Annotated in this window: 20 protein-coding genes and 1 pseudogene; 19 read left to right on the top strand and 2 right to left on the bottom strand. The window is 29.5% G+C overall.

Going from position 1 to position 25,714, the window contains the following annotated elements:
• Nucleotides 1-2: 2 nt before the first annotated feature.
• From Q0684_RS12850 to Q0684_RS12785, 14 genes and pseudogenes are all read left to right on the top strand, one after another.
• Nucleotides 3-854, top strand: a complete 852-nt coding sequence (locus Q0684_RS12850) for a glycosyltransferase (protein ID WP_299017528.1) — start codon at nt 3-5, stop codon at nt 852-854.
• A 239-nt stretch (nt 855-1,093) separates the two neighbouring features.
• The gene (locus Q0684_RS12845; protein WP_299017526.1) at nt 1,094-2,287 is read left to right on the top strand and encodes a hypothetical protein; all 1,194 of its coding nucleotides are present in this window, start codon (nt 1,094-1,096) and stop codon (nt 2,285-2,287) included.
• A 10-nt stretch (nt 2,288-2,297) separates the two neighbouring features.
• Nucleotides 2,298-3,542: an O-antigen polymerase gene (locus tag Q0684_RS12840; protein ID WP_299017524.1), complete on the top strand. Its 1,245-nt coding sequence runs from the start codon at nt 2,298-2,300 to the stop codon at nt 3,540-3,542.
• On the top strand, nt 3,539-4,402 hold the full coding sequence (locus tag Q0684_RS12835; RefSeq protein WP_299017521.1) for a glycosyltransferase family 2 protein: 864 nt from the start codon (nt 3,539-3,541) through the stop codon (nt 4,400-4,402). The genes Q0684_RS12840 and Q0684_RS12835 overlap by 4 nt, the downstream gene beginning before the upstream one ends.
• A gap of 78 nt (nt 4,403-4,480) precedes the next feature.
• Nucleotides 4,481-5,396: pseudogene (locus Q0684_RS12830) on the top strand (IS1595 family transposase).
• Nucleotides 5,397-5,560: 164 nt separating this feature from the next.
• The gene (locus Q0684_RS12825; protein WP_299017518.1) at nt 5,561-6,313 is read left to right on the top strand and encodes a glycosyltransferase family 2 protein; all 753 of its coding nucleotides are present in this window, start codon (nt 5,561-5,563) and stop codon (nt 6,311-6,313) included.
• Nucleotides 6,310-7,230, top strand: coding sequence for an NAD-dependent epimerase/dehydratase family protein (locus Q0684_RS12820; protein WP_299017515.1), 921 nt, complete (start codon nt 6,310-6,312; stop codon nt 7,228-7,230). Before Q0684_RS12825 ends, Q0684_RS12820 begins: the two co-directional genes overlap by 4 nt.
• 21 nt (nt 7,231-7,251) lie before the next feature.
• A complete protein-coding gene (rfbA, locus tag Q0684_RS12815) occupies nt 7,252-8,124 on the top strand; it encodes a glucose-1-phosphate thymidylyltransferase RfbA (RefSeq protein ID WP_299017512.1) in 873 nt (290 codons plus the stop codon).
• Between the two features lies 1 nt (nt 8,125).
• A complete protein-coding gene (gene rfbC, locus Q0684_RS12810) occupies nt 8,126-8,680 on the top strand; it encodes a dTDP-4-dehydrorhamnose 3,5-epimerase (RefSeq protein ID WP_299017507.1) in 555 nt (184 codons plus the stop codon).
• A 2-nt stretch (nt 8,681-8,682) separates the two neighbouring features.
• Nucleotides 8,683-9,558: a dTDP-4-dehydrorhamnose reductase gene (gene rfbD, locus Q0684_RS12805; RefSeq protein WP_299017505.1), complete on the top strand. Its 876-nt coding sequence runs from the start codon at nt 8,683-8,685 to the stop codon at nt 9,556-9,558.
• 1 nt (nt 9,559) lies between these two features.
• Nucleotides 9,560-10,612, top strand: a complete 1,053-nt coding sequence (rfbB, locus tag Q0684_RS12800) for a dTDP-glucose 4,6-dehydratase (protein WP_299017503.1) — start codon at nt 9,560-9,562, stop codon at nt 10,610-10,612.
• A gap of 24 nt (nt 10,613-10,636) precedes the next feature.
• Nucleotides 10,637-11,575, top strand: a complete 939-nt coding sequence (locus tag Q0684_RS12795) for a glycosyltransferase family 4 protein (RefSeq protein WP_299017500.1) — start codon at nt 10,637-10,639, stop codon at nt 11,573-11,575.
• A gap of 130 nt (nt 11,576-11,705) precedes the next feature.
• Nucleotides 11,706-13,613: a nucleoside-diphosphate sugar epimerase/dehydratase gene (locus Q0684_RS12790; protein ID WP_299017497.1), complete on the top strand. Its 1,908-nt coding sequence runs from the start codon at nt 11,706-11,708 to the stop codon at nt 13,611-13,613.
• A 955-nt stretch (nt 13,614-14,568) separates the two neighbouring features.
• On the top strand, nt 14,569-15,417 hold the full coding sequence (locus Q0684_RS12785; protein ID WP_299017494.1) for an N-acetylglucosamine kinase: 849 nt from the start codon (nt 14,569-14,571) through the stop codon (nt 15,415-15,417).
• Here the strand turns inward: Q0684_RS12785 and murF are convergent, their stop codons facing one another.
• Nucleotides 15,418-16,674, bottom strand: coding sequence for a UDP-N-acetylmuramoyl-tripeptide--D-alanyl-D-alanine ligase (gene murF, locus Q0684_RS12780; protein WP_299017488.1), 1,257 nt, complete (start codon nt 16,672-16,674; stop codon nt 15,418-15,420).
• Between the two features lie 65 nt (nt 16,675-16,739).
• Nucleotides 16,740-18,419: a gliding motility lipoprotein GldJ gene (gene gldJ / locus Q0684_RS12775; RefSeq protein ID WP_299017485.1), complete on the bottom strand. Its 1,680-nt coding sequence runs from the start codon at nt 18,417-18,419 to the stop codon at nt 16,740-16,742.
• Between the two features lie 200 nt (nt 18,420-18,619).
• Between gldJ and porU the strand changes: the two genes are divergently transcribed.
• The 5 genes from porU to Q0684_RS12750 all read left to right on the top strand — a co-directional run bounded on the left by porU (nt 18,620) and on the right by Q0684_RS12750 (nt 25,457).
• Nucleotides 18,620-22,015: a type IX secretion system sortase PorU gene (gene porU, locus Q0684_RS12770; RefSeq protein ID WP_299017482.1), complete on the top strand. Its 3,396-nt coding sequence runs from the start codon at nt 18,620-18,622 to the stop codon at nt 22,013-22,015.
• 37 nt (nt 22,016-22,052) lie between these two features.
• Nucleotides 22,053-23,156, top strand: coding sequence for a type IX secretion system outer membrane channel protein PorV (gene porV, locus Q0684_RS12765; protein ID WP_299017479.1), 1,104 nt, complete (start codon nt 22,053-22,055; stop codon nt 23,154-23,156).
• Between the two features lie 78 nt (nt 23,157-23,234).
• Nucleotides 23,235-23,720: a cytidine deaminase gene (gene cdd, locus Q0684_RS12760; protein WP_299017476.1), complete on the top strand. Its 486-nt coding sequence runs from the start codon at nt 23,235-23,237 to the stop codon at nt 23,718-23,720.
• 171 nt (nt 23,721-23,891) lie between these two features.
• The gene (locus Q0684_RS12755; RefSeq protein WP_299017471.1) at nt 23,892-24,275 is read left to right on the top strand and encodes a group III truncated hemoglobin; all 384 of its coding nucleotides are present in this window, start codon (nt 23,892-23,894) and stop codon (nt 24,273-24,275) included.
• A 117-nt stretch (nt 24,276-24,392) separates the two neighbouring features.
• A complete protein-coding gene (locus Q0684_RS12750) occupies nt 24,393-25,457 on the top strand; it encodes a 3-oxoacyl-ACP synthase III family protein (protein ID WP_299017468.1) in 1,065 nt (354 codons plus the stop codon).
• Nucleotides 25,458-25,714 lie beyond the last annotated feature (257 nt).

Here is a 25,714-nt window from a genome sequence, read left to right as displayed (position 1 = left end):
AAATGAAGTTGTATATAGTAGTACCTACATTTGAGAGGTTTGGCCACATAAATAATTTAATAGCTACGCTTGAAGGTCAGACTTTTAAAAATTATGTTTTAGTAGTAGTTGACCATGGAGTTTCTAAGGTTGAGAAAGTTGATAATAAAAAACTAGTATATCTAAATGCTAGTTCTAAGCTTTGGTGGACTGGAGCTATAAATGTAGGAGTAAATTATGTTTTAAAGAACTTTGAGGGAATTAATACACCAATTTTAATAATTAATGACGATGTTTCAATTGCAAAAAATGATTATTTAGAAGGTATGTTTGAGTACTGGTCAAAAAATCAAAATAGTTTAGTTGGATCTATTTGCGCTACAAGGTCTAACGAAATTATTTATTGTAATATGATTTACAATTTTAGTAAAGCTAAATTGCTTTATGAAAATAAAGGTAGTAATATCTTAGATTTGGATACTAATTTGTTTTATAGCGACGTGCTTAAGGGCAGGGGTACTTTAATTGCCTCGTCGGTTTTTAAAAAGATTGGTTTATTTAATGAAAAATTTCTACCTCATTACAAAGCTGATCACGAATTTTCATATAGAGCAAAGAAGAAAGGTTTTAGTCTTGTTGTTTTAAAGAAAGCACTAGTTTATTCTGATTTAGATAGTCCAAATAAATTTGATAAAAAAAGAAAGCTTTATAGTGTCCTAAAAATTCTTTTTGGAATTAGATCTACTAATAATTTAAAAGATTTGTTTTATTACTCGTTTTTATGTTTTACACCATTTTATGCTGTTTATTATTTTGTTATTAACAGTTTAAAAATAATTTTAAGTAATCTAAAAAAAACCTTTTTTTTGGGTTAAATATTTTAATGGTGACTTTTTTAAAAAGTTAGAAATCATTGATTTATTTAGGGTTATTAATAATTTCTAATGTTAAATGTTTTTATTGGTGTTTTATGTTTATAGACAAGTCTTTTAATTTTTTTATTGTCTTTAAGCTTAGAAACATATGATTTGTAAATAAGAAACTAAATAGAAAAATTATAACTTTTAAAATCTTTAATAAAGTTTTACTTTATGCAACGGGTAATCCTTTTAAAATGGAAAAGATAAACCAGAAAATAAATTTTAATAAAATGATAAATGATTTTTTAAAAAAATCTTTTGAGAAAATAGATGATTTACTTGTTAATAACCAATTGCCTAATGGTCATAATGGCCCTTATAGAGATAATGAGACAGACGTAAGAAAAACTGCTCATTTAATGGTGTTTTATGCTAACGTTATAAAATCTAATTTATATAGCGATTCTACTCAAATTAGAAATCAATTAGTTAATTTTAAAAATAGTTTAATAAATAATTCAAATTATAAAGGAGGAGCTTATTTTAGGTGTAGAATTAAGCCAGGCAAAGATGAGGTTAATGGAGTTATTGGTATTGCTTGGGTTATAGAGGGTTTATGTGCTTCATATGAAGTGTTACAGGATGATGAGATACTTGTTTTTTTAGATAAAATTGTAAAATCTTTAAAATTTAATAAGTTAAGAAGCTTGTGGGAGAGGCCAGTGAACTCCAAATTAGATAAAACAGGTGTAGATGAAACCTATAATCATCAATTATGGCTTGGTTATGCATTGGTTTATTATGCTAAGGTTTCTAGAACAGAATTATTAGAAGAGGTTAAATCTTTCTTTTTTAATGTAGATATTCATTTAAATGTGCGTAAATCTGGTCTTATTGTTCACGGGTTAAAAAATAAAACTACACTCAAAAATAAAGTAAAAACAATTTTAAAAGACTTTAAAATATATGTTTTGTCTAAGAAAAACAAAACTACGACTGCATATAAAGAAAACGGATATCACTTGTTTAGTGTTTTTGCTTTTGCAAGAATTAAGGATTTAGGTTTTGAAAACCTTTTTAGTTCTTCTTTAAAGGTGCAAAAGGCAGTTTCTTATGCTTCAAACAAAGAATTATATGCTTTTTTAACATCTAACAAAGAAGAAACTGATTACTATGCTATTAAAACGACATCAAACCTAGAAAATAACAGATATGGTTTTCCTTACAATGTTTCTGGATTTGAGTTTGTGTATATTAATTTGATTTTTAATCTAAAAACAGCATCTTTAGGTAAAAAATATTTTGATAAACAATTAGAAGTCTTAGGGTTTACTAAACAAAATAATTATTTTACAAACGATACTTTAACTGAAGATAGCATAAACCTTTTTTTAAGAGTTTATGAACTAAGTTATTGTTTAAATTATAAAGATGTTACTCTGTCTTGAGTAAAAAAAAATGATTAAATCTAAAACTAATATTGATTATTTATTGCTTTTATCAATTCTTATTGTGTTGGTGTTTCCTTTATTTCCTCCTATTTTTGGAAATAATAGCTTTCATATTATTCCAATATCGTTAATACTATCAGGAGTAATATTTTTAAAAAACTATAAATATTTTAGTATCTCCAAGGATTTTATAAAGGTATGCGTTTTTTTCTTCATCACATTTTTACTTTTATTACTCTCATTAATTAATGATATTTTTAACTTGCCAGAAACTGGTTTTTCGGATTTTTTAGGAATTGTAAAACCAGTTTACTTTTTAATTTTTTTTCTAGTTGGTCATATTGCCCTAAATAATAGCTTTAATACTATAAAAACCTTATGTTTATTTTTTGATATAGTTATAATTTTAAGTTTTATTTTAGCTATTTCAGAAGTTTTTTTTATAGATCACTTCAAACGTATTTTATACATTTTATTTAAGAGGGAAGAAAAGTTAGTTATCTTAGATAAAGCTACAGGTTGGTTTGGGGTGACTTATTATTTTGCTTACTTTAGTTTACTTACTTTTTACTATATCTTATTTAAACTAAGTAAATCTAAAAATATAAAAGATTGGTTTTTATTGATTTTTGCTTTCTTTACAGTAATTCTTACCCAAAGTAGAACTGTTATAATATCTTTATTAATAGGTCTCATGATTTTACCTTTTTTAAAGATTTCTAGGAAAAATAGTTTCATAAAACTATTTTATATCTTTCTTTTTTCTATTATATTTATCCTGTTATTTTACTATTCAGAAATCATTAAAGAGAATTTTAAATACGCCTATGTAGGTATTTTAAGAACAATTGAAAATGGCACAGAAATAGGAAATCAAGGATCTTTAGCAATTCGTTTCGATCAAATTATTTGGTCTTGGAATACTAATTTTTACAAAATTATTGGTTTTGGTCTTGGTAGGGGGGTTCCTTTGGAGTCAATTTACGCTCAATATATATATCGTTATGGTATAGTATATCTTATAATCTATTTATTCTTATTCTTGTATTTCTTTATAATCTCTACTAGGTTAGCTATAAAATTACAAGAGAACTTAAAGGATTATGCTTTTTTTTCGGGATTTGGTGTCTTTTACTTAACATCTCCAATTTCATTATTTGCATCTTCATCTCATGAAATGCCTAAAATAGCATTTTGCTTTTTTATTTGCTCAGCAGTTGTGTTTAAAATGTATCATAAAAATTTCAAATGAAAAAATTAAGTATTATAATACCACACTTTAACTCTAAAATAGAATTAAAAAAAATGCTATCATCTATACCTAACGAAGCTTATATTGAAGTTTTAGTTATAGACGATAACAGTAACTTTGATATTTTTAGTCTTAAGACAGAATTTACGCATGTTAGTTTTTTTAGATTACCAAAACATTTAAAAGGAGCAGGGGCGGCTAGAAACCTAGGTCTGAAAAATTATACAGGTAACTTTTTAATGTTTGCAGATTCAGATGATTTTTTTATTGATGGTGCATTTGACACTATCAAGCATTATCTAGATTTAAATTATGACATGGTTTATTTTACACCAACTAGTTTTAACTTTCAAAATAATAAAATTGGTAATAGGCACAAGTCATACTCTTTGTTGATAGAAGAGTTTTTAAAAAATAAGAATAAAGAAATCTTATATAAATTTTATGTTCCCTGGAGTAAGTTAATTGCTCGAAGAGTTCAAGAAAAGTATAGTCTCAAATTTGATGAAGTAATAGCATCAAATGATGTCAATTTTTCCTTAAAATCTATATTTTATTCGACCTCTGTTTTTTGTACTACAGAAAATATATATTGTGTTACGGAATCTGATAACTCTTTAACAAAACAAGTTAGTGAAGAAGTTTTAGACAGCAGATTTGAGGCAATTTCTAGATATAATGACTTTTTAAAGTCTAAAAAATTACATAGTTTACAGGGCGCAATGTCTGGGCATTTATGGAATACAAGACACTTCGGTGTTTATAAGTTCCTTTACAGGTTCTTTTATTGCAAGTATAAGAAGTATCCAATATTTTATGATTTTAAACATATTTTAAGAGCTTTAAGACATTTTAAATAATTTTAAAAAAAAATTAATTGTATATCCGTAATTACTAATAATGTTTAAATTTGGCTTATCTTTAACAAAAGCCAAGATGTGATTATTTTTGGATTTACAGCCGAATTTGATGGTGAAGAGACCTGCCGAACACATTTGAAATCAGAACGTGATAAAATAGGAATTATCTGTAAAAGGTGTTCTCACACAAAACATTATTGGATAAAAAGCCAATGGAGTTATGAATGTAAATATTGTAGAAGTAGGTCTTCATTACGAAGCGGAACCATCATGCAGAGTTCTAACTTATCATTTATGCTTTGGTATAAAACAATGTTTCTACTAACCGCTACCAAAAAAGGGTTTTCTTCTAAAGAAATACAGCGTTAATTGGGGTTAAAGCGCTATGAACCGGTTTGGGCTATGGTTCAGAAGCTAAGAAAAGCGATGGGTAATAGAGATGATAGATATACGATATACTTTGGAAGTAATGATTGAAATGGATGAAGCCTATTTTACAATCCAAACATCAGAAAATGAGCATAACACTCAAAAGGCAGGACGTGGGAGCAAAACCAAATCAAATTTAATGGTGATGGCAGAAAGCACAGTCCTTGAAAATATAGATACAGGTAAAGTAGAAAGATAGTGTCGTTATTTTAAAGCCAAAGTACTCGAAAATCATAAAGCTGATGGTGCAGATAAAGCTTTTGAGAAAGCAATTGACGGGGAGTAAACCATTGTTTTTAATGACAAAAGTACATCCTATATAAATATTGCAGATTATGTTGAATTGCATATCAGTGAAAAATCAGATGCACAAACAACAAAAGAAACCTTACAATGTTTACATATCACTATTACTAATGCAAAAATAAATTTTGTAGGAACTTATCATAAAATCAAAAAGAAATACCTACAATTATATCTCAATGAATTTGTTTACAAACTCAATCGTAGATATTTTGGAGAAAAAATATATATAACGAAATTGATAATTGATTATTTTTTCTAATATTTAATAGATGTATTTTTAATTAATATTTTTTTGAAAATTCGGATTTTTAAACAGTTTTTTAATAGGTTTGTAATTAAAATAAAAAGTATCCAATTTTTTTATTATTTTAAAGATATATAAGAATCTTGAGGCTCTTTAAATAAATAAAAATTATTTAGTTAATGGCAAATCAACCACTAGTATCTATTATTACTCCATCTTATAATTCTTCTGACTATCTCTCAGAGACAATAAAAACTGTTTTATCTCAAAGCTATAAAAATTGGGAAATGATTATAGTTGATGACTGTTCTACTGATGCAACAGAGAAAATAGTAAATTCTTATTTAGAGAAAGATAGTCGTATTAAGTTTTTTAAAAATAAGATTAATTCAGGACCAGCTTTGTCTAGAAATAAAGCTATAGAATACGCTAAAGGCAGGTTTATATCATTTTTAGATAGTGATGATTTATGGATTCCCAATAAATTAGAAAAACAAGTTGAATTTATGCTTTCCAATAATTATCCATTTACATATTCATTTTATTCTCAAATTGATGAAAAAGGAGTTTTTATAAAAAACATAGATAATCTTCCTAAATTTGTTACCTATAAATCTTCGATGAAATCTAACAAAATAGGCTGTTTAACAGCTATATTTGATACTGATTTTTATGGTAAGCTATACATGGAGGATTTAGCAAATAGACAAGATTATACACTCTGGCTAAAACTACTTAAAAAGTATGATAAAGCTTATTGTTGTCCGTATATTTTAGCGAAGTATAGGGTGAGAAATAATTCCATATCAAGTAATAAATTTAAATTAATAAAATATCATTGGGTAATATATAAAGAAATTGAAAAACAAAATTTTTTTATGTCTGTATATTATCTGTCTAATTATATTATTTCTAAATTTTATAATCAATGAAAAAAACTATTATAACAGGGAATAAAGGTTTCGTAGGATTAAACTTGCAAGAGTATTTACATAAAAAAGATAAAGTAATTATAGGCGTTTCTAGAACTCCCTTGGTAAACGAACTACATTATAAAAATTTAAGTTTAGACAGATTAAATCAATCTAAAAGCTTTATCCATTTAGCTGGTAAAGCTCACGATTTAAAAAACACATCAGACGATGCCGTATATTTTGAAGTAAATACAGAACTAACAAAAACATTGTTTGATCAGTTCTTAAAAAGCGATTGCGAAGTTTTTATGTATATGAGTTCTGTTAAAGCGGCGGCAGATCAAGTAGAAGAAATTTTAACTGAAGAAATTATACCAAATCCGGTAACAGTTTACGGGAAATCTAAACTAGCAGCAGAAAACTATATTTTATCTAAAGAAATTCCTGAAGGTAAAAGAGTTTATATTTTAAGACCTTGCATGATTCATGGGCCAAATAATAAAGGAAATTTAAATTTATTATATAGTTTTGTGTCTAAAGGAATCCCTTATCCTTTTGGTAAATATCATAATAAAAGATCATTTGTTTCCGTAGAGAATTTATGTTTTATCATAAATGAATTAATTGAGAATAGAAATGTTAAATCAGGTATTTATAATGTAGCAGATAATCAACCTCTGTCTACTAACAACTTGGTTAGCATAATAGGTAAAGTTATGGGGAAGTCTGCAAAAATTTATAAAATACCTAAAACAATTGTTGTATTTATAGCAAAAATTGGTGATTTTTTACCGTTGCCAGTAAATTCTGAAAGATTGCAAAAGCTTACAGAGAATTATGTTGTGAGTAATCTAAAAATAAGAAAAGCAATTGGTAAAGAGTTACCTTACGCATCAAAACAAGGTTTAATTAAAACATTTCAGTCTTTTAATTAACCACAGCTTAAATAAACCAAAATGAAAGGAATAATACTAGCAGGAGGATCAGGGACAAGATTGTACCCAATAACAAAGGGAGTATCTAAACAATTGTTACCCGTTTACGATAAGCCTATGATTTATTATCCTTTATCAGTTTTGATGTTGGCAGGTATTAGAGAAATTTTAATTATTTCAACATCAGAAGACCTACCAAATTTTGAAAAATTGCTGGGCCATGGATCCGATTTGGGAATAAAACTTTCTTATAAAGAACAACCTAGTCCAGATGGTTTGGCACAAGCATTTATAATAGGAGAAGAATTTATTGGAAATGATGATGTCTGTTTAGTTTTAGGAGACAATATTTTCTATGGTTATGGTTTTTCTGAAACCTTACAAAATGCAAGAAAAAACGTTGCGGCTGGTAAATCTACAGTTTTTGGTTATTATGTTAATGACCCTGAAAGGTATGGTGTTGCTGCGTTTGATGAAAGTGGAGCTGTTACTTCAATAGAGGAGAAACCAGAAGTGCCAAAGTCTAATTATGCTGTTGTAGGTTTGTATTTCTATACAAATGATGTGGTACAAATTGCAAAAACCATAAAACCTTCTGATAGAGGAGAATTAGAGATAACAACCGTAAATCAAGAATATTTAAAGTCCAAGAATTTACAAGTTCAGTTACTTGGTAGAGGATTTGCATGGTTAGATACAGGTACGCACGATTCTTTAATGGAGGCAGGGCAGTTTATAGAAACGATTGAAAAGAGACAAGGTTTAAAAGTAGCTTGTCTAGAAGAAATTGCTTATCGAATGAAGTATATAAATAGAGGACAGCTGAAACAATTGGCAGAACCACTTAGGAAAAATGGTTACGGACAATATTTATTAAATTTAGCGAAATCATAAAATGAAATTCATTAAAACAGAAATTCCAGACGTTTTTATAATAGAACCAGCAGTATTTGGAGATAACCGAGGTTACTTTTTAGAATCTTTTAATTTAGAAAAGTTTGAAGAAAATGTGTGTAAAATAAAGTTTGTGCAAGACAATGAATCTAAATCGTCTAAAGGTGTTTTAAGAGGTTTACATTTCCAAAAACCACCTTTTAATCAAGCTAAATTAGTACGATGTGTAGCAGGTAGTGTTATGGATGTTGCTGTAGATCTAAGAAAAGAATCTCCAACTTATGGCAAACATGTTGCAGTTGAGTTAACGGGAGAAAATAAAAAACAGTTATTTGTACCAAGAGGTTTTGCGCATGGATTTTCTGTTTTAAGTGAAACAGCTGTTTTTGCTTACAAAGTAGATAATACCTATGCTCCAGAATATGACTTTGGGATAAGATGGAATGATAAAGATTTAAATATTAATTGGGGTTTAGAGGAGAGTGAAGTTCAATTATCAGAAAAAGATAAAAATTTAATTTTCTTCTCAGATTTAGATTCACCTTTTAAGTATTAAAAATGAATATTTTAGTTACAGGCGCAAACGGACAGTTAGGGTCAGAAATAAAGGATTTAGAACAAACTTTTAAAGATTTTAATTTCTTTTTTAGAGATGTATTAGATTTAGACATTTGTAATTTTAAAGAATTACAAGAATTTGTAGATAATAAGCAAATAGAAGCTATACTTAATTGTGCAGCATATACTGCCGTAGACAAAGCAGAAGAAGATAATGAAATTGCAAAAAAGGTAAATACAGAAGCTGTTTTAAACCTCGTTAAAGTTTTAAATAAAAGGAAGGGTAAATTAATACATATTTCTACAGATTATGTTTTTAATGGAGAAGGATTTATTCCATATAAAGAATCAGACAAAGTAAGTCCAATTGGCGTTTATGGAAATACAAAGCGAGAGGGAGAATTATCTGTTATTAATTCAGATATTGATGGATTGGTGATAAGAACCTCTTGGTTATATTCTTCTTATGGGAATAACTTTGTAAAAACAATGTTGCGTTTAGGCGAAGATAGAGACGAATTGGGAGTTATTTTTGATCAGGTTGGTACACCAACTTATGCGAGAGACTTAGCGTTAACCTGCCTTACAATATTGTCTAAAGGCAAAGATAGTAAGATTAGCACTAAAGGAAAATTATATCATTTGTCCAATGAAGGTGTTGCATCATGGTATGATTTTGCAAAAGCAATTATGTTTTTAGGAAATGTGAATTGCAAGGTAAAACCTATCGAAACAAAAGATTATCCAACGCCAGCGAAAAGGCCCCATTTTTCAGTATTAAATAAATCAAAAATAAAAAATGATTTTGAAATTGAAATCCCATATTGGAGAGATTCACTTCAGGAATGTATTTCAAAATTAAATCGAAAAAAATAAAATGAAAAAGAACATATTAGTTACAGGAGGAGCAGGTTTTATAGGCTCTCACTTAGTAAGATTATTGGTTAATAAATATCCAGAATACCATATTATTAATATGGATAAATTAACATACGCTGGAAATCTAGAAAATCTAAAAGATATCGATGATAAAGAAAATTATACTTTTGTAAAGTGTGATATATGCGATTTTCAAAAAGTAAAAAAAGTTTTTTCGGATTACAAAATAGACAATGTTATTCATTTGGCAGCAGAATCTCATGTAGATAGATCAATTAAGGATCCATTTTCTTTTGCGCAAACAAATGTAATGGGAACTTTGAGTTTATTACAAGCTGCAAAAAACTATTGGGCAGAAGATTTTAAAAACAACCTATTTTATCATGTATCAACAGATGAAGTTTATGGTTCCCTTGGAAAGGAAGGTTTTTTTACAGAAACTACTGCTTATGACCCACACTCTCCATATTCAGCTTCTAAGGCTTCCTCAGATCATTTTGTAAGGGCTTTTCAAGATACCTATCAATTTCCTACAGTTATTTCTAATTGTTCAAATAATTATGGTTCGTATCAGTTTCCTGAGAAATTAATTCCTTTATTCATTAACAATATTGTTCATAACAAACCTTTACCTGTTTACGGAAAAGGAGAAAATGTAAGAGATTGGTTATTTGTAAATGATCATGCAAGAGCTATAGATGTTATTTTTCATAAAGGAAAATTAGGAGAGACCTACAACATAGGTGGTTTTAATGAGTGGAAAAATATAGATTTAATAAAGGTAATTATTAAAACTGTAGATAGGTATTTGGGAAGAGAAGATGGAGCTTCAGAGAAGTTAATAACTTATGTTACTGATAGAGCTGGCCACGATTTAAGGTATGCTATTGATTCTACAAAACTTAAAAATGAGTTGGGTTGGGAGCCTTCTCTGCAGTTTGAAGAAGGGATAGAAAAAACAGTAAAATGGTATTTAGAAAATAAAGAATGGTTACAAAATGTTGTTTCCGGTGATTACAAGAAGTACTATGAAGAAATGTATGATGCGTAAAATAATATTTTAATTGTTATGAAAATGTATATTATAATTTTAATAACATTAAGTTTAGCTTCTTTTTTTTATTTAAAAATTGCTGATAAATTTAATATTATAGACAAGCCCAATAAAAGAAGTTCACACACTAAAATAACAATTAGAGGCGGAGGTATTGTATTTCCCATTGCTATATTATTATTCTTTTTTTTAAACGATTACCAATATCCCTATTTTGTTTTAGGTGTTTTTTTAATTTCGGTGGTTAGCTTTTTAGATGATATCTATACACTAAGCTCAAAAATCCGATTTCCATTTCAGTTTTTAGCGATATTTTTAATATTGTATCAATTAGAAATTCCATTTATACCAATGGCAGTAGTATATTTTATTATGGGTCTTGGTATGATTAATATGTTCAATTTTATGGACGGTATTAATGGCATTACAGGTTTGTATAGCCTAGCTGTTATAAGTGGCTTGTTTTTAATAAATACTAATGAAAATATAATAAATCCAGATTTAATTATTTATGTGGCAATGTCTATAGTTGTTTTCGGGTTTTATAATTTTAGAAAAAAGGCAATTTTTTTTGCTGGAGATATTGGTAGTATTGCTATTGGAATGTTTATCTTTTTTATAGGTCTTTATCTAACAGTTACCTTAAAATCACCTCTTATATTACTATTAATAATTGTTTATGGCGCAGATGCAGGAAACACATTGCTTTACAGAAAATTCTTTACGAAAGAAAGCATTTTAGATCCTCATAGACACCATATTTATCAAAAAATTGTGGACATAAAAAAAATAGGACATTTAAAAGTTTCTTTAATTTATGGAGGATTGCAGTTGTTGGTAAATGTAATTGTTTTAAAATCGTATGCGTTAGAGCTAAGTACTCAACTTGTAATTTTTTTTAGCCTTATAATTTTCTTCATCTTGGTCTATATTTATCTATTTCAAAAGTTAAAAGTATAAAAATGAATAGTTTTGGTTTTATCACTTAGAAAAAAGAAAATTTAGTTATTTAATTTTTTTATGCTTAAATTTAAAGTGTTTTAAAATAATGAATAATTTATTGTAAATTTGAAGCACAATCCTAGAATAAATGATTAAAACTTTTTTTTTAAATTTTTTAAACAAATATGCATCTAAGTGGGTTGTTTTAATAATAGACGTACTCTTAGTTTGTATTTCTTTTTTTATTGCTTACACTGTTGCATTTGATATTAGTTTAGATTTTGATTTTAATCATTTTAAGTACCAACTCCCAGTTGTTGCTTTGCTCGCTCTAATCAGTTTTTTATTAGTGGGTTCTTATAAAGGTATTATTAGACATACAGGCACTAAAGATGCTTTTAATGTTTTTTTAGGAATTTCAATCTTTAGTTTTTTTACAGGTTTTTTAGTTGTTGCAAATCAATTTTTAAATTTCTTTAAAGGTTTTTCAATACCAAAATCCATATTACTTATTCATTACTTAGTTTCCATATTTGTACTTATTGTAAGTAGGTTTATTTTTAAAGCCTTTTTTGAAGTAATTTCTACGGAAGTTAAAACGGTTACAAATGCATTAATTTATGGGGCAGGCGATTCTGGAATGATAACTTATGGTGCTATAAATAGAGAAAGAGGTAATAATTATGATATTATTGGTTTTATAGATGATGATGTAAATAAGATTAATAAAAAAATTGACAGAATTAAAATTCATAGTTCAAAAAATATCACTAAAGATTTTATTAAGAATAATTTTATCTCTGAGATTATCATATCAATTCAGAACATAAAACCTAATCGTCTTTTAGAAATAACAGATGATTTATTGGCCTTAGGAGTAGAGGTTAAGATAGTTCCTCCACTTTCTCAGTGGATTGGTGGAGATTTACAAGCGAATCAGATTAAACAAATTAATATTGATGACTTATTAGAAAGGCAACAAATTACCATCAATAATCCAATTGTAAAAAGGGAGGTAGTTGATAAAGTTGTGCTAGTTACTGGAGCAGCAGGTTCAATTGGAAGTGAAATTTCTAGGCAATTGTCCAATTACAATTTAGAATTATTAGTTTTAGTAGATCAGGCAGAATCTCCTTTATATGATTTACAACAGGAACTAATAAGGAATAGTAAAACCAATTTTATGGCCATTGTTGCAGATGTTAGAGACTTTAAAAGAATGGAAAAGGTTTTTAAAAGATACCAGCCTCAAAAAGTTTTCCATGCAGCAGCGTATAAACATGTGCCGTTAATGGAGCAAAGTCCTTATGAAGCAGTTCGTATTAATGTGGGTGGAACAAGGAATATTGCAGACTTATCTTTAAAATATAATGTAGGAAGATTTGTAATGGTTTCAACAGATAAAGCTGTAAATCCAACCAACGTTATGGGAGCTACAAAAAGAGTAGCCGAAATTTACATAAGTGCGCTAAGTAAGTCTTCCACAAATACAAAGTTTACAATTACAAGGTTTGGTAATGTTTTAGGATCTAATGGCTCTGTTATTCCTTTGTTTAAAAAACAAATAGAAAATGGAGGGCCTTTAACAGTTACTCACAAAGATATTACACGTTTTTTTATGACCATACCAGAGGCTTGTAGGTTAGTTTTAGAAGCAGGTACAATGGGAACAGGTGGTGAGATTTATATCTTTGATATGGGGAAGTCTGTAAAGATTTTTGATATGGCGAAAAGAATGATTTCGTTATCAGGCTTAAAATATCCAGAAGATATAGACATAGAATTTACAGGCTTAAGACCAGGTGAAAAATTATACGAAGAATTACTTGCAGATGGTGAGAATACAACGAAAACGTATCACGAAAAAATTATGATAGCAAAATCTCTAGATGCTGATTTTATTGACTTAAAAATAAAAGTGCTAGAGTTATGTGATTTAAATGAAAGTAAATCTGCCGTTGATGTAGTGGCTAAAATAAAAGAGATTACACCAGAATATGTCTCACAGAATTCTATCTACGAAAAGCTAGATTTAGAGGTGTTGAAAGATGAATAAAATGTTATCTTTTTTGACAGATAACTCTTAAACAAATAGTTTTATACTGCTATTTCTGACTTGCCTATAAAGTTTATTATTTATTCATAATTTCAAAAAGACTATTCTACAATTTTACAAATTAGAATAAGTTATAGCTTAAAATCTTCCTTTTGAATTTGAATAAATTAAGACTAACCATATTTTATTTGATTTATGCCAGTTGGTTTATTGTTCTAGTAATTTGGAGCAAACCTTACAAATTATTTATGACATGCGCATTTCTTAAGACAAAACTTAAAATATCTTTTTTATAATTACTCACTTCTTTTTTGTATTTGTTTTTATATTTTTTTCATAGACAGCAGGTTGAATTGAAATTAAAATCACACTTTTTTTGATTATACATAATTAGTTAGCTCTCAATAATGAAATATTTATTGCCTATTGATAGACTAAAATTATTTTCTATCTTTAAACTATAATTTAAAGAGCATGTGACACAAACTTATGAGCGTATTACAATTACTGATTTTAAAAAGAATATAATTATGTTTTAGTTTCAGAATATTTTCTTTATTTTTTATAAAACTCTTAATCTATTTTATGTAGTCGCTAAATTAATTTATAATTCATTTTTTATTCAAGTATTTTGAGCGCTCTACAGTGTAGACTTTACTGTTTCAGTAAAATTAAATGAATATCATCTAAAATAGGTAATCAGTTTGTAAAATTCTTTAATCTTTAATTATTCACTTTTGGTATTAGTACCAAATGCTTTTCAAATCTTTTGCTTACTAGCTATTTCGAATAATAAAGATGTAGGTATGTTAACAGCATTATTATTATTAAATAGCATTTTACATCTATATAAGATCACAATTTCTAAAATTATCTTTCTGCGAAAACGATTGAAGTTTTTATCGCTATTGGTTATTGTATTTAGTTATTCTATCTTTGAGAAAATTATTTTTTTATGATTTTAATAGCAGACGGTGGCTCTACAAAAGTAGATTGGATTGCAATAAATAAGAACAAAGAAGAGGAATTTAGAATTCAAACATTAGGGCTAAATCCTGCTGTGGTGTCTAAACAGGAGCTTCATAACCGTATTATAAATATGTTTGAGTTAATCAACATAAAAGATGCGGTTAAAGAAATTCATTTTTACGGAGCAGGGTGTGGTACACCTAAACCCACAGCTGTGTTGCAATTAATATTAGAAAAAATATTTGTAAATGCAAAAGTTTACGTTGCAGAGGACATGCTTGCAGCTGTTTATGCAGCGTCTGGTAAAAAACCGGCTGTTGTTTGTATTTTAGGAACAGGTTCTAATAGTTGTTATTTTGATGGGAAAAACATGCAAATGTTGGTGCCGTCTTTGGGCTATATTTTAATGGATGAAGCAAGTGGTAATTATTTTGGTAAAAAATTAATTGTAGATTATTATTACAATAAAATGCCTAAAGGTATCGCACTAGAATTTGCAAATCAGTTTAATTTAGATGCAGATTATATTAAGAGGAATATATATAAAGAAGTAAATCCAAATATGTATTTGGCCTCGTTTGCAAAGTTTATGTTTGATTATAAAGATGATAAATACATTAAAAAAGTAATTAAAAAGGGGTTTCAGAAGTTTTTTAAATATAGGGTTTTACCTTTTGGGGTTTCAAAAGATACCCCAGTTTATTTTATAGGTTCTATTGCTTATTATTTTAGAGATATATTAGAGGAAATATCAAATACAAATAACTTAGAATTAACTGACGTTATACAAAGACCAATAGATAATTTATTAGCATATCATAAAAATAAGATGTAGTTATAAAAAGTCTACTATTCTTTCTAATTGCATACCTCTAGAACCTTTAATTAAAAATGTTTGGTTAGTTATGCTTTCTTTTTCTAAATAACTTTTCAGTTCATTAAAATTTTTGAACTTCAAGTTATTTGACTTTGTTTGGTAAAATTGTTCTCCTACATAAATGGTTTTGCTAAAACAATAATTATCGGTAAGTTTAGCAATTGCTTGGTGTTCTTTTGCACTATCAATACCCAGCTCAAACATGTCTCCCAAAATTACAGTTTTTGTTACCGCATCTAAATTCGCAAAGTTTTCAAGAGCAACTTCCATACTAGATGGATTTGCATTATAAGCGTCTAGTAGAATAGTATTTGTTGCTTTTTTAATAATTTGAGAGCGATTGTTAGAAGGTGTGTAAGCTTCAATTGCTGATTTGATATCTAAAATATCAATCTTAAAATATATACCTACTGTTACTGCAATGGCAATATTATTATAATTGTATTTACCTACTAAATTACTTTCTATAATAACATCATTATAAGACAGACTTACAAAAGGTTTTGCTTTTATAAAGCGAATATTCTCATTTATTAAAATTGTTTTACAATCCTTTGTTTTTTCAATTTGTATGGGGTCTTTAGGATTAACGAAAGCAGTCTTATTATTTTGTATAAGATAAGTGTATAGTTCACTTTTACCTTTAATTACTCCTTCAACACCACCAAAACCTTCTAAGTGTGCTTTACCAAAATTGGTAATGTAACCATAATCGGGTGCTGCTATTTCAGATAAAAAAGCGATTTCTTTTTGGTGATTAGCCCCCATTTCTATGATAGCAATTTCGCACCCCGGTTTAACAGAGAGTATGCTTAAAGGAACACCTATGTGATTATTTAAGTTGCCTGTTGTTGCAGTTGTTTTAAACCCTTTTTGTAAAATTACATTTAATAGCTCTTTAGTGGTTGTTTTTCCATTACTACCCGTTAAACCAATTACAGGAATTGTAAGTTGTTTTCTATGGTATTTTGCTAATTCTTGTAAAGTGGTTAATACATTTTTTACAAGAATGGTTTTACCGGGTATTTCGTATGCTTTTTCGTCTATAATAGCTATTGAAGCGCCATTATTTAAAGCTTCTTTTGCAAATGTGTTCCCATTAAAGTTAGCACCTTTTAAAGCGAAGAATATTGCATTTTTTCTAATCTTTCTTGTGTCTGTATCTATTAAGAAAGTTTGCTGGTACCTTTTATAAATTTCTTGTATTGTTGTCATAATTCTAAAATATAAAAACCTCGTTGTAAAGATACAATGAGGTTTTTACATTTTATAGAAAAAAACTATCTTCTTGCGTTTCTAGCCGTTCTTTTTTTGTAAGTCATTGGCCCTAATTGGTCTGTTACACATCTAAAACCTATATAGTTTGTTGCCATATACTCTGGTAAATACCTTCTTTGTGCCGGGTCTAACCAATATTCTCTATCTGCCCAAGAACCTCCCTTATAAACTCGGGTACGATTACTAATTAAGGTTCTACGTTTTTTTGCGTCGTTAATTAGCTTGTCTCTACCGTTTATAGAATCTCTTTCTATTCTAGGCTTTTTAGGAGAATTATACATGCTTGGTCTGGTGGCAAAACGATCTTCATCATCTTCATAAAAACGGGTAGAGTTTAAATCACCATCACCAATATCTGCATTTTCTGCTTGAGAAAAATTAGTTCTAAACGCAGCATCACTTTTAGTTATAGGAATATATTTAATTGAACCCGGTAATTGTTTTGGTATAATACTACCATTAGGTAAAGTGTCATATTGTACAGCAACATCACTACCTACAATTACAACCTTACCTTCTTTGTTAATTTGCTTTTTTGTAAATAAGTTTCCTCTATAATAATTAAAATCGTTGGCTTCATTATCAATAATAGGTCTATAAACATCAGCAACCCATTCAGCTACATTACCAGACATGTCATATAATCCAAACGCATTTGGTGGGTAAGCTTTTATTCTAAATGGAATATCAGATCCATCAGAACTCCAACCTGGTAACCCACTATAATCTCCTTGTCCTTGTTTAAAGTTAGCGAGCTGATTCCCTTTGTGTCTCTTATTTTTTTCTCTAGTATACTTGCCATCCCAAGCATATTTTTTTCTACCTCTAATATTGTTGTATTCTCTGTTTTCCACTATAGCTTTCGCGGCAAATTCCCATTCTGCCTCTGTAGGAAGCCTGAATTTTTGTTGTAAAACACCATCTGCTTGTGTAATTTTTCTTCCTTGAAAAGCATCTCTTGCAGGTCTTGGAGCTCCTCTCTTTCGCACATTTCTCGTTTTCACACCTCTTTTGTAAATGGTAGAGTCACCTTCAAATAATCTATCTGAATCAGATAAAAAACGTTCTGTATCAAAAAAGTTTCTTGTAGTATCAGATTCGAAAATATTTTTGATGTGCCCTTTATCTATCAATTTTTTTAAGTTCACAGCATTTGTTCTCCATTTGCAATATTCATTTGCTTGCGTCCATGTAACACCAACAACAGGATAATCTGCGTATGCAGGATGACGAAAATAATTTTCTGTTAAAATATCTGTATTTCCTAGACTTTTTCTCCAAACTAAAGTATCTGGTAAAACAGAGTTGTAAATATGTTTGTATTGCTCTTCCGAAGGCGGAAATACATCTTTAATGTATTGCACGTATAAAAAATATTCTGAATTCGTAACTTCAGTTTCATCCATAAAAAAAGAGCGAACATGAATTTTTTTAGGTGTTGTGTTCCAGTCAAACATTACATCATCCTGCACTTGGCCCATAGTAAAAGAACCACCTTCTATAGCCACCATGCCTAAAGGCGGTTTTTGTCCGTCAAAAGAACTGTTTCGGATATAATTCCCGTTTTTAGGGTCATTAAAAGACAAACCGGTTAATCTAGATTTACTAAAATCAGTTTTTTTACACCCGGTTAAGATAATCGTTGTGAATACGACTAAAGTGATATTAATTAAATTTTTCATTTCCTAATAGAAAATTATATAAGTTTTTATTAAACATGCAAGTTACAATAATAATGCTTTTAAGCAAGCAAAATTAAAACTTTAACGCAGCAATATTTTTTACATTTTATTTAAAACGATTCATTTTTATATTTAGTATAATTTATCTTTGTTTGGGCTAAAATATCTCTATAAAATTTGCGTTATTTGTGTATTAAATTATGAGAAAAACCTTTTTCACTTTTTTATTTTTATACCTCACCCATCTTTGTGCAGGTCAAACAGATAATTCTGTTTTGTCTACTGGTAATTGGTTTAAATTTTCTGTTGATACTACAGGGGTTTTTAAAATAGATAGAAATTTATTGCAGCAGATTGGTATTTCTAGCAATGGCTTAAACCCTAGAAATATTAAGATTTACGGAAACGGAGGTACTTTGTTACCCGAAATAAATTCAGATTTTAGATACCAAGATTTACAGGAAAACGCCCTGTTTATTCAGGGAGAAGCAGATGGTAGTTTTGATGCAAATGATTTTATTTTATTTTATGCTAAAGGGCCACATGATTGGGTATATGGAGATTCACCAGAAAATAGTAGGCATAGGCAAAATATTTATTCAGATAAGGCATATTATTTTATAACAGTAGGTAATTCTCCAGGTAAAAGAGTAGTAACAAAACCTACAAGTAATGTTGCTGTAAATATTACTATCACTACATTTAACGATTTTACATTTTATGAAAAAGAAGAGTTAAATATTTTTGGAGCGGGTACACAATGGTTTTTTAGTAACAATTTTAGCATAGAAAATACGCAAACATTTAGCATCCCCTTTAATAACATTGTACCAACAGAACCACTTACAATACGCACTAGGGCAGTAAGCAATTCTTTAACAGCTACTAATTTTGCGGTTAAAGTAAATGGGCAAGATTTGTATACACTTAATTTTTCGGCATTAAATCCAGGTTCGTTAACAAAGGCTGTTGCTCGTTTAAGTTCAGGGGCTTTTACAAGTACTTCAGAAAATATTGCTTTTGAACTTACCTATAACAATAATGGTAATCCGTCTGCAAATGCTTTTTTAGATTATATAGAGGTTATTGGCACAAAGAATTTAAATGCAGGCAGTAAACAATTTTCATTCAGAAGTTTTAATCAATTAAATAGCGCTGGTAATGTAGCGTATGAGGTAACAAATGCAAACAACATTTTTCAAGTTTGGGATGTGAGTGATTTTTTATCACCTCAAATAATAACAAATGAAGGTACTGCTAATATTTTTAGTTTTACAGATGTTGGAGGTACTTTAAATGAATATGTAGTTTTAAATGAGGCAGATTTTTACACACCACAAACTGTTGAAAATAATAGGGTAAATAATCAGAATTTGCGCGCCCTAAAAGATATTAATTACTTAGTAATTACGAGTAAAGATTTGTTTTCGCAGGCAGAGAGGTTAGCAAATTATCATCAAAACAACTCCAATCTTACTGCTAAAGTAGTAGATTTAGAAGAAATTTATAATGAGTTTTCTTCAGGTTCTAAAGATATTACAGGAATTAGAGATTTTATCAAACATTTATATAATAGGAACACTTCCGCAGAAACTAAACTAAAATACGTTGCTTTTTTTGGTGATGCTTCTTATGATTATAAAGACCGCATTCAAAATAATAATAATATTGTTCCTGTAAAACTATCTACACAAAGTTTTAATTTGGCAACTTCTTTTGTAACAGACGATTTTTTTGTGATGCTAGAACCTAATGAAGGAACAATGCTTACCAACCACACTATAGATGTTGTTTCTAGTAGAATACCAGTTACAGGCATTGCACAAGCTAAAGATGTTGTAGATAAAATATTAAGTTATTATAGCGAAAGTGCTATTGGAGATTGGCGAAATACAGTAACACTTTTAGCAGATGATATAGATGTTTTTGGTGAAGAGGTAATACAACAAGGTGTAGAGTCTATTGCAGACGAAATTAAAGCGAATAAACCTGTGTTTAATGTAAATAAGGTTTATGTAGATGCCTTTGTACAACAAAATTCTTCTGGAGGAGAAAGATATCCAGATGTGAATAATGCCATAACAACTGCGGTAGAAAGAGGGACTTTAGTGTTCGATTATTTTGGACATGGAGGAGAAGATGGTTTTGCATCTGAAAGAATTTTAGAAAAACCTCAAATACAAGCCTTTAGTAATGAGAATACCTTGCCTCTGTTAATCACTGTAACTTGTGATTTTTCAAGATTCGATAATCCAAATAGAATTACAGCAGGAGAATTAACTTTTTGGAATAAAGTAGGTGGTGCAGCAAGCATGATAACCACAACAAGAGAGGTTTTTATCTCTGTAGGACAAAGATTTAATGAAAGTTTAATTCGCCTTCTTTTAGAATTTAATAATGAAGATTATACCATTGCAGAAGCTTTAATGGTAGCCAAAAATAATTTTTTTAATAATCAAAAGTTTTTTATTTATTCTTTTGGAGACCCTGCAATGAGGTTGGCTGTGCCAGAACCAAATGTGCAAATAACAAAAATGAATGGGAAAGATATAACACAATCTTTAGATACTTTAAAAGCACTTTCTAAAGTAAGTTTTGAAGGCGTGGTTTTAGACAATTCCAATCAAATTTTAAGCGATTTTAATGGTTCTTTATCTACCACAATTTTTGACAAACCTTTAGAAAAAAACACGTTAGATAACGATGGTTTTGGTGTAATTATGCCTTTTGATACGCAAGATAGTAAACTGTTTAGAGGAAAATCTACCATAGAAAACGGCGTTTTTAAATTCGACTTTATTGTACCAAGAGACGTTAAAATAGCCTTTGGTAAGGGCAAGCTAAGTTTTTATGCAGAAAATGGTAAAAGCGAAAAAGCAGGTTTTAATTTAGATTTAGTTGTAGGTGGTATAAATGAGAATGCACCAGAAGATACTGTAGGGCCAGAATTACAATTGTTTATGAACGACGAATCTTTTATAGATGGAGGCAACACAAACAGATCGCCCAATTTAATTGCTGTTTTGCAAGACCCTAGTGGTATTAATACCTCTATCACAGCAGTAGATCACGATATTGTTGGTATATTAGATGGAGATACAGCTAACCCAATTTTGTTAAATGATTTTTATGAAACAGAATTAAACGATTTTACTAGAGGAAAAGTAACCTATAGATTAAGAGATTTAGAAGTTGGCCCACATACTTTAAAAATAAAAGCATGGGACACTTACAATAACTCATCAGAAACTACGTTAAACTTTGTTGTGGTTAGTGATGCCATTTTAAATATAGAAAACGTACTTAATTATCCAAATCCGTTTGTAAATTACACCGAGTTTTGGTTCAATCATAACAAACCAAATGAACCCTTAGAGGTACAAGTACAAATTTTTACGGTTTCTGGTAAATTGGTAAAAACTATAAATAGAAATGTACAAACAACAGGTAACCTTTCTAGAAATATTACATGGAATGGTTTAGACGATTTTGGTAATAAAATTGGTAAAGGAGTTTACGTTTATAAGCTCCGTGTAAAAGCTACAATAAGCAATTTGGTTTCAGAGAAATATGAAAAATTAGTTATACTTCAATAAAAATAGCATATTTGCATTAGAATAATTATACAGAAAAATGAAAAAATTAGGAATAAGTTTACTTTTAGTGGTTTTAGCAGTTTGTAAAATTTCTGCTCAAAATCGTGGTATTACCACAGCAGCACCTTTTTTATTAATAATACCAGATGCCAGATCTGGAGGTATGGGAGATGTAGGTGTTGCCACAAGTGCAGATGCTTGGTCAATATTTCATAACCCTGCAAAAATTGCTTTTAGTGGCAGGCAAATAGAAACAGGTATTACTTATTCACCTTGGTTACGTAACTTAACAAACGATATTTTTGTAGGAAGTGGTTCTTACATTAACAGGTTTAGCGAAAACGCAGCTTGGGGTGCAGATGTTAAATTTTTTAGTTTAGGTCAAATAGATTTAACCGATAATCAAGGGAATTCAACAGGCTCTATAAACCCAAATGAATTAGCTTTAACAGGTTCTTATGCTTTAAAATTAAGCGAAACATTTTCTATGGGAGTTTCCTTAAAATACATACGCTCTAATTTAGCATTTAATGGTACAGCAGGTAACGCAATACAACCCATAAATTCTTTTGGAGTAGATGTTTCTGGGTATTACCAATCTTACGAACAAAATTATGGAAACTTCAACGGGCGTTACAGATTAGGGTTTAACATCACCAATATTGGTCCAAAAGTATCTTACGTGCCAGGTGAAGAAGATTTTATACCAACCAACTTAAAATTAGGTGGTGGTTTCGATTTTATTTTAGACGATTACAACCAAATAAGTACAACTGTAGAGTTTACCAAACTATTAGTACCTTCTGTTGGTGGAGACCAAGACCAAGGTTTTATAGGCGGTATGTTTAGTTCTTTTGGCGATTCTCAAGACGGTTTTAGCGGAGAGTTAGCAGAGGTAACTTATGCTTTAGGAGCAGAATATTTATATAATAATGCCTTTGCTTTAAGAGGTGGTTATTTTCATGAAAATGAAGACAACGGAAACAGACAGTTTTTTACATTAGGTGGTGGTTTTAAAACCAATGCACTTAATATAGATTTATCATATTTAATAAACGCTTCAGACGTAAATAATCCATTAGAAAACTCGTTACGTTTTTCTATTTCTTTCGATTTAGGCGAAATTTACGACGATTATTAAAAGCAATAATTTAAAAACGTTTACAAAACACAAAAGCAGCTCTTATTCTAAAGCTGCTTTTTTTTACTTCTTAATTTTATGAAAGAAATAAAGATAGCAACAACCGTAAAAGTATTTAAAGACATAGAAGAACTTGCTACAGCAGATAAAAACTTAATGCAGCAAGCAATTCTAGCCAGAAAAAAAGCCTACGCGCCTTATTCCAAATTTAATGTAGGCGCTGCTTTATTATTGGCAAACGGAAAAATTATTACGGGTAACAATCAAGAAAATGCAGCTTATCCTTCTGGTTTGTGTGCAGAAAGAGTAGCCGTTTATTATGCAGGCGCCCAATATCCAGGTGTAAAAATTAATAAACTAGCCATTTCTGCAAGTTCTAATATAACAAGAGTAGATAAGCCTGTGGGGCCTTGTGGCGCATGCAGGCAAGCGTTGGCAGAATACGAAATTACGCAGAAACAACCCTTTCCAATACTGTTTACAGGTGAAGTTGGCGAAGTAATTAAAACAAATTCTTTAGCAGATTTATTACCTTTCTCTTTTGATAGTGCTTATTTAGAGTAATTTTATTTGGGCGCCTGCCTACCGCAGGCAGGTTTTAACGGGCTTTACGCACTCGCTTTGCCCTTAAAAAAGCGCAAGAGCTCAAACAAAGCTCCAATCCCTAACGCATATTGCTGCTTTAAAAACACATTTAATAATTTAAAAAACACTACCCATATTTAAGTAAAAAATATGAAACCAGAAATTGCAAATAAAAAAGACATTTTAAAAATAATCACCAATTTTTATAGCTTATTGCTGGCAGACAAACAAATGATTCCTTTTTTTGAAGACATTGTAAAAGCAAATCATTTAACAGCGCATTTGGCAATTATTTCAGATTTTTGGCACGATATCTTATTCAATACCAACAGCTATAAGAACAATACCATGCAAAAACACCTAGACAAAAATAGGTTCGTAGCATTTAAAAAACAACATTTTGTTATTTGGACATCGTATTTATTTGAAACCATAGATGCCAGTTTTAGTGGAGTAGTGGCATCACAAATGAAAAACAGAGCCACGTCTATAGCCACAGTAATGCAACTAAAAATGAATTTGTATAAAAAATAGTACCTTTCTTTCTTGCTAAAATTATCATTTTTTACAATTTGAATGTAATAATGCTATGCACGCATAGTAAATTACAGCAATAAAATGTATTACTTTTACTTTATTAAAATCAACCATATGATTGCTTCAAAAATTACAGGAACAGGAACGTTTATCCCATCCATAAAAAAAGAGAATAATGCTTTTATAAATACGCATTTCTTAAATGAAGATGGTTCAGAATTTACTGCAGAAAACAGCACAATCATCAGTAAATTTAAAGACATTACAGGCATAGCAGAAAGGCGCTATGCAAAAGAAGCTTATCAAACCTCAGATTTAGCCTTTTTTGCAGCAGAAAAAGCCATTAAAGATGCAGGCATAAATGCAGAAGAATTAGATTATATCATAGTAGCACATAATTTTGGCGATGTAAAACAAGGTGCAATTCAAGGAGATACCTTACCAAGTTTAGCCACAAGAGTAAAATATAGATTGGGTATAGCAAACCCTAACTGTGTAGCCTACGATTTACTTTTTGGTTGCCCAGGTTTTGTAGAAGGCGTAATACAAGCCCAAGCTTTTATAAAAGCAGCAATGGCAAATAAATGTTTGGTAATTGGCGCAGAAACCTTGTCTAGAGTGGTAGACAAGCATGATAGAGATGCTATGATTTATAGTGATGGTGCAGGAGCCTGTATTGTAGAGAAATCAGCAGATAACGATTCCGGTATTTTAAGTCATGCCACACAAACCTTTGCCAAAGAAGAAGCCTATTTTTTAAACTTTGGTAAATCTTATAATCTATCAGCAGAAAAAGACGTGCGTTACATAAAAATGAATGGAAGAAAAATTTATGAATTTGCCATAACTAACGTGCCTGCTGCTATGAAATTAGCTTTAGACAAAAGCGGAGTTGCTATAGCAGATTTAAAAAAGATTTTTATACACCAAGCTAACGAAAAAATGGACGAAGCCATTATCAAACGTTTTTACAGATTGTATAAAATGAAGGCTCCAGAAGGTGTAATGCCTATGAGTATACATAAATTAGGCAATAGTTCTGTGGCAACTGTACCTACTTTATTAGATTTAGTTTTAAAAGGTAAAATAGAAAACCAAACCATTACAAAAGGAGATGTTGCTATTTTAGCATCTGTAGGCGCAGGAATGAATATTAATGCAATTGTGTATAAGTTTTAAGGTACATATTGATTTTAAGATTGTATTTTTAAGTGATTATTCACAAGCTCGCATCCAAAGCATACGATAAAGCCAATGTTTTGAATTGATTTCAAAATTGTATTTATAAATCAATTAGCGGAAACACTAAATTCTATAAAATTTACTCTAAGGATTATTCCGTTGTGAAAACATTTAAAGCGGCATGAAAATGTCGCTTTTTTTTGTTTAAAAAAGGCTGTTATTTTTTCTAAAAGATTTGGTTCAATTCCAAATCA

The sequence above is a fragment of the uncultured Polaribacter sp. genome (assembly GCF_947503875.1).
GTDB lineage: Bacteria > Bacteroidota > Bacteroidia > Flavobacteriales > Flavobacteriaceae > Polaribacter.
Note: the sequence above shows the minus strand (reverse complement) of the source record. Positions and strands in the feature narration are given on the sequence as shown.

What these genes read in the sequence shown, in the direction of transcription:
- Q0684_RS12755 (WP_299017471.1), top strand. Translation starts at nt 23,892, where the DNA reads ATGAAACCAGAAATTGCAAATAAAAAAGACATTTTAAAAATAATCACC.
- cdd (WP_299017476.1), top strand. Translation starts at nt 23,235, where the DNA reads ATGAAAGAAATAAAGATAGCAACAACCGTAAAAGTATTTAAAGACATA.
- Q0684_RS12820 (WP_299017515.1), top strand. Translation starts at nt 6,310, where the DNA reads ATGAAAAAAACTATTATAACAGGGAATAAAGGTTTCGTAGGATTAAAC.
- porV (WP_299017479.1), top strand. Translation starts at nt 22,053, where the DNA reads ATGAAAAAATTAGGAATAAGTTTACTTTTAGTGGTTTTAGCAGTTTGT.
- Q0684_RS12840 (WP_299017524.1), top strand. Translation starts at nt 2,298, where the DNA reads ATGATTAAATCTAAAACTAATATTGATTATTTATTGCTTTTATCAATT.
- Q0684_RS12750 (WP_299017468.1), top strand. Translation starts at nt 24,393, where the DNA reads ATGATTGCTTCAAAAATTACAGGAACAGGAACGTTTATCCCATCCATA.
- rfbA (WP_299017512.1), top strand. Translation starts at nt 7,252, where the DNA reads ATGAAAGGAATAATACTAGCAGGAGGATCAGGGACAAGATTGTACCCA.
- Q0684_RS12835 (WP_299017521.1), top strand. Translation starts at nt 3,539, where the DNA reads ATGAAAAAATTAAGTATTATAATACCACACTTTAACTCTAAAATAGAA.
- Q0684_RS12795 (WP_299017500.1), top strand. Translation starts at nt 10,637, where the DNA reads ATGTATATTATAATTTTAATAACATTAAGTTTAGCTTCTTTTTTTTAT.
- Q0684_RS12850 (WP_299017528.1), top strand. Translation starts at nt 3, where the DNA reads ATGAAGTTGTATATAGTAGTACCTACATTTGAGAGGTTTGGCCACATA.
- Q0684_RS12825 (WP_299017518.1), top strand. Translation starts at nt 5,561, where the DNA reads ATGGCAAATCAACCACTAGTATCTATTATTACTCCATCTTATAATTCT.
- gldJ (WP_299017485.1), bottom strand. Translation starts at nt 18,419, where the DNA reads ATGAAAAATTTAATTAATATCACTTTAGTCGTATTCACAACGATTATC.
- porU (WP_299017482.1), top strand. Translation starts at nt 18,620, where the DNA reads ATGAGAAAAACCTTTTTCACTTTTTTATTTTTATACCTCACCCATCTT.
- rfbC (WP_299017507.1), top strand. Translation starts at nt 8,126, where the DNA reads ATGAAATTCATTAAAACAGAAATTCCAGACGTTTTTATAATAGAACCA.
- murF (WP_299017488.1), bottom strand. Translation starts at nt 16,674, where the DNA reads ATGACAACAATACAAGAAATTTATAAAAGGTACCAGCAAACTTTCTTA.
- Q0684_RS12845 (WP_299017526.1), top strand. Translation starts at nt 1,094, where the DNA reads ATGGAAAAGATAAACCAGAAAATAAATTTTAATAAAATGATAAATGAT.
- Q0684_RS12790 (WP_299017497.1), top strand. Translation starts at nt 11,706, where the DNA reads ATGATTAAAACTTTTTTTTTAAATTTTTTAAACAAATATGCATCTAAG.
- rfbB (WP_299017503.1), top strand. Translation starts at nt 9,560, where the DNA reads ATGAAAAAGAACATATTAGTTACAGGAGGAGCAGGTTTTATAGGCTCT.
- rfbD (WP_299017505.1), top strand. Translation starts at nt 8,683, where the DNA reads ATGAATATTTTAGTTACAGGCGCAAACGGACAGTTAGGGTCAGAAATA.
- Q0684_RS12785 (WP_299017494.1), top strand. Translation starts at nt 14,569, where the DNA reads ATGATTTTAATAGCAGACGGTGGCTCTACAAAAGTAGATTGGATTGCA.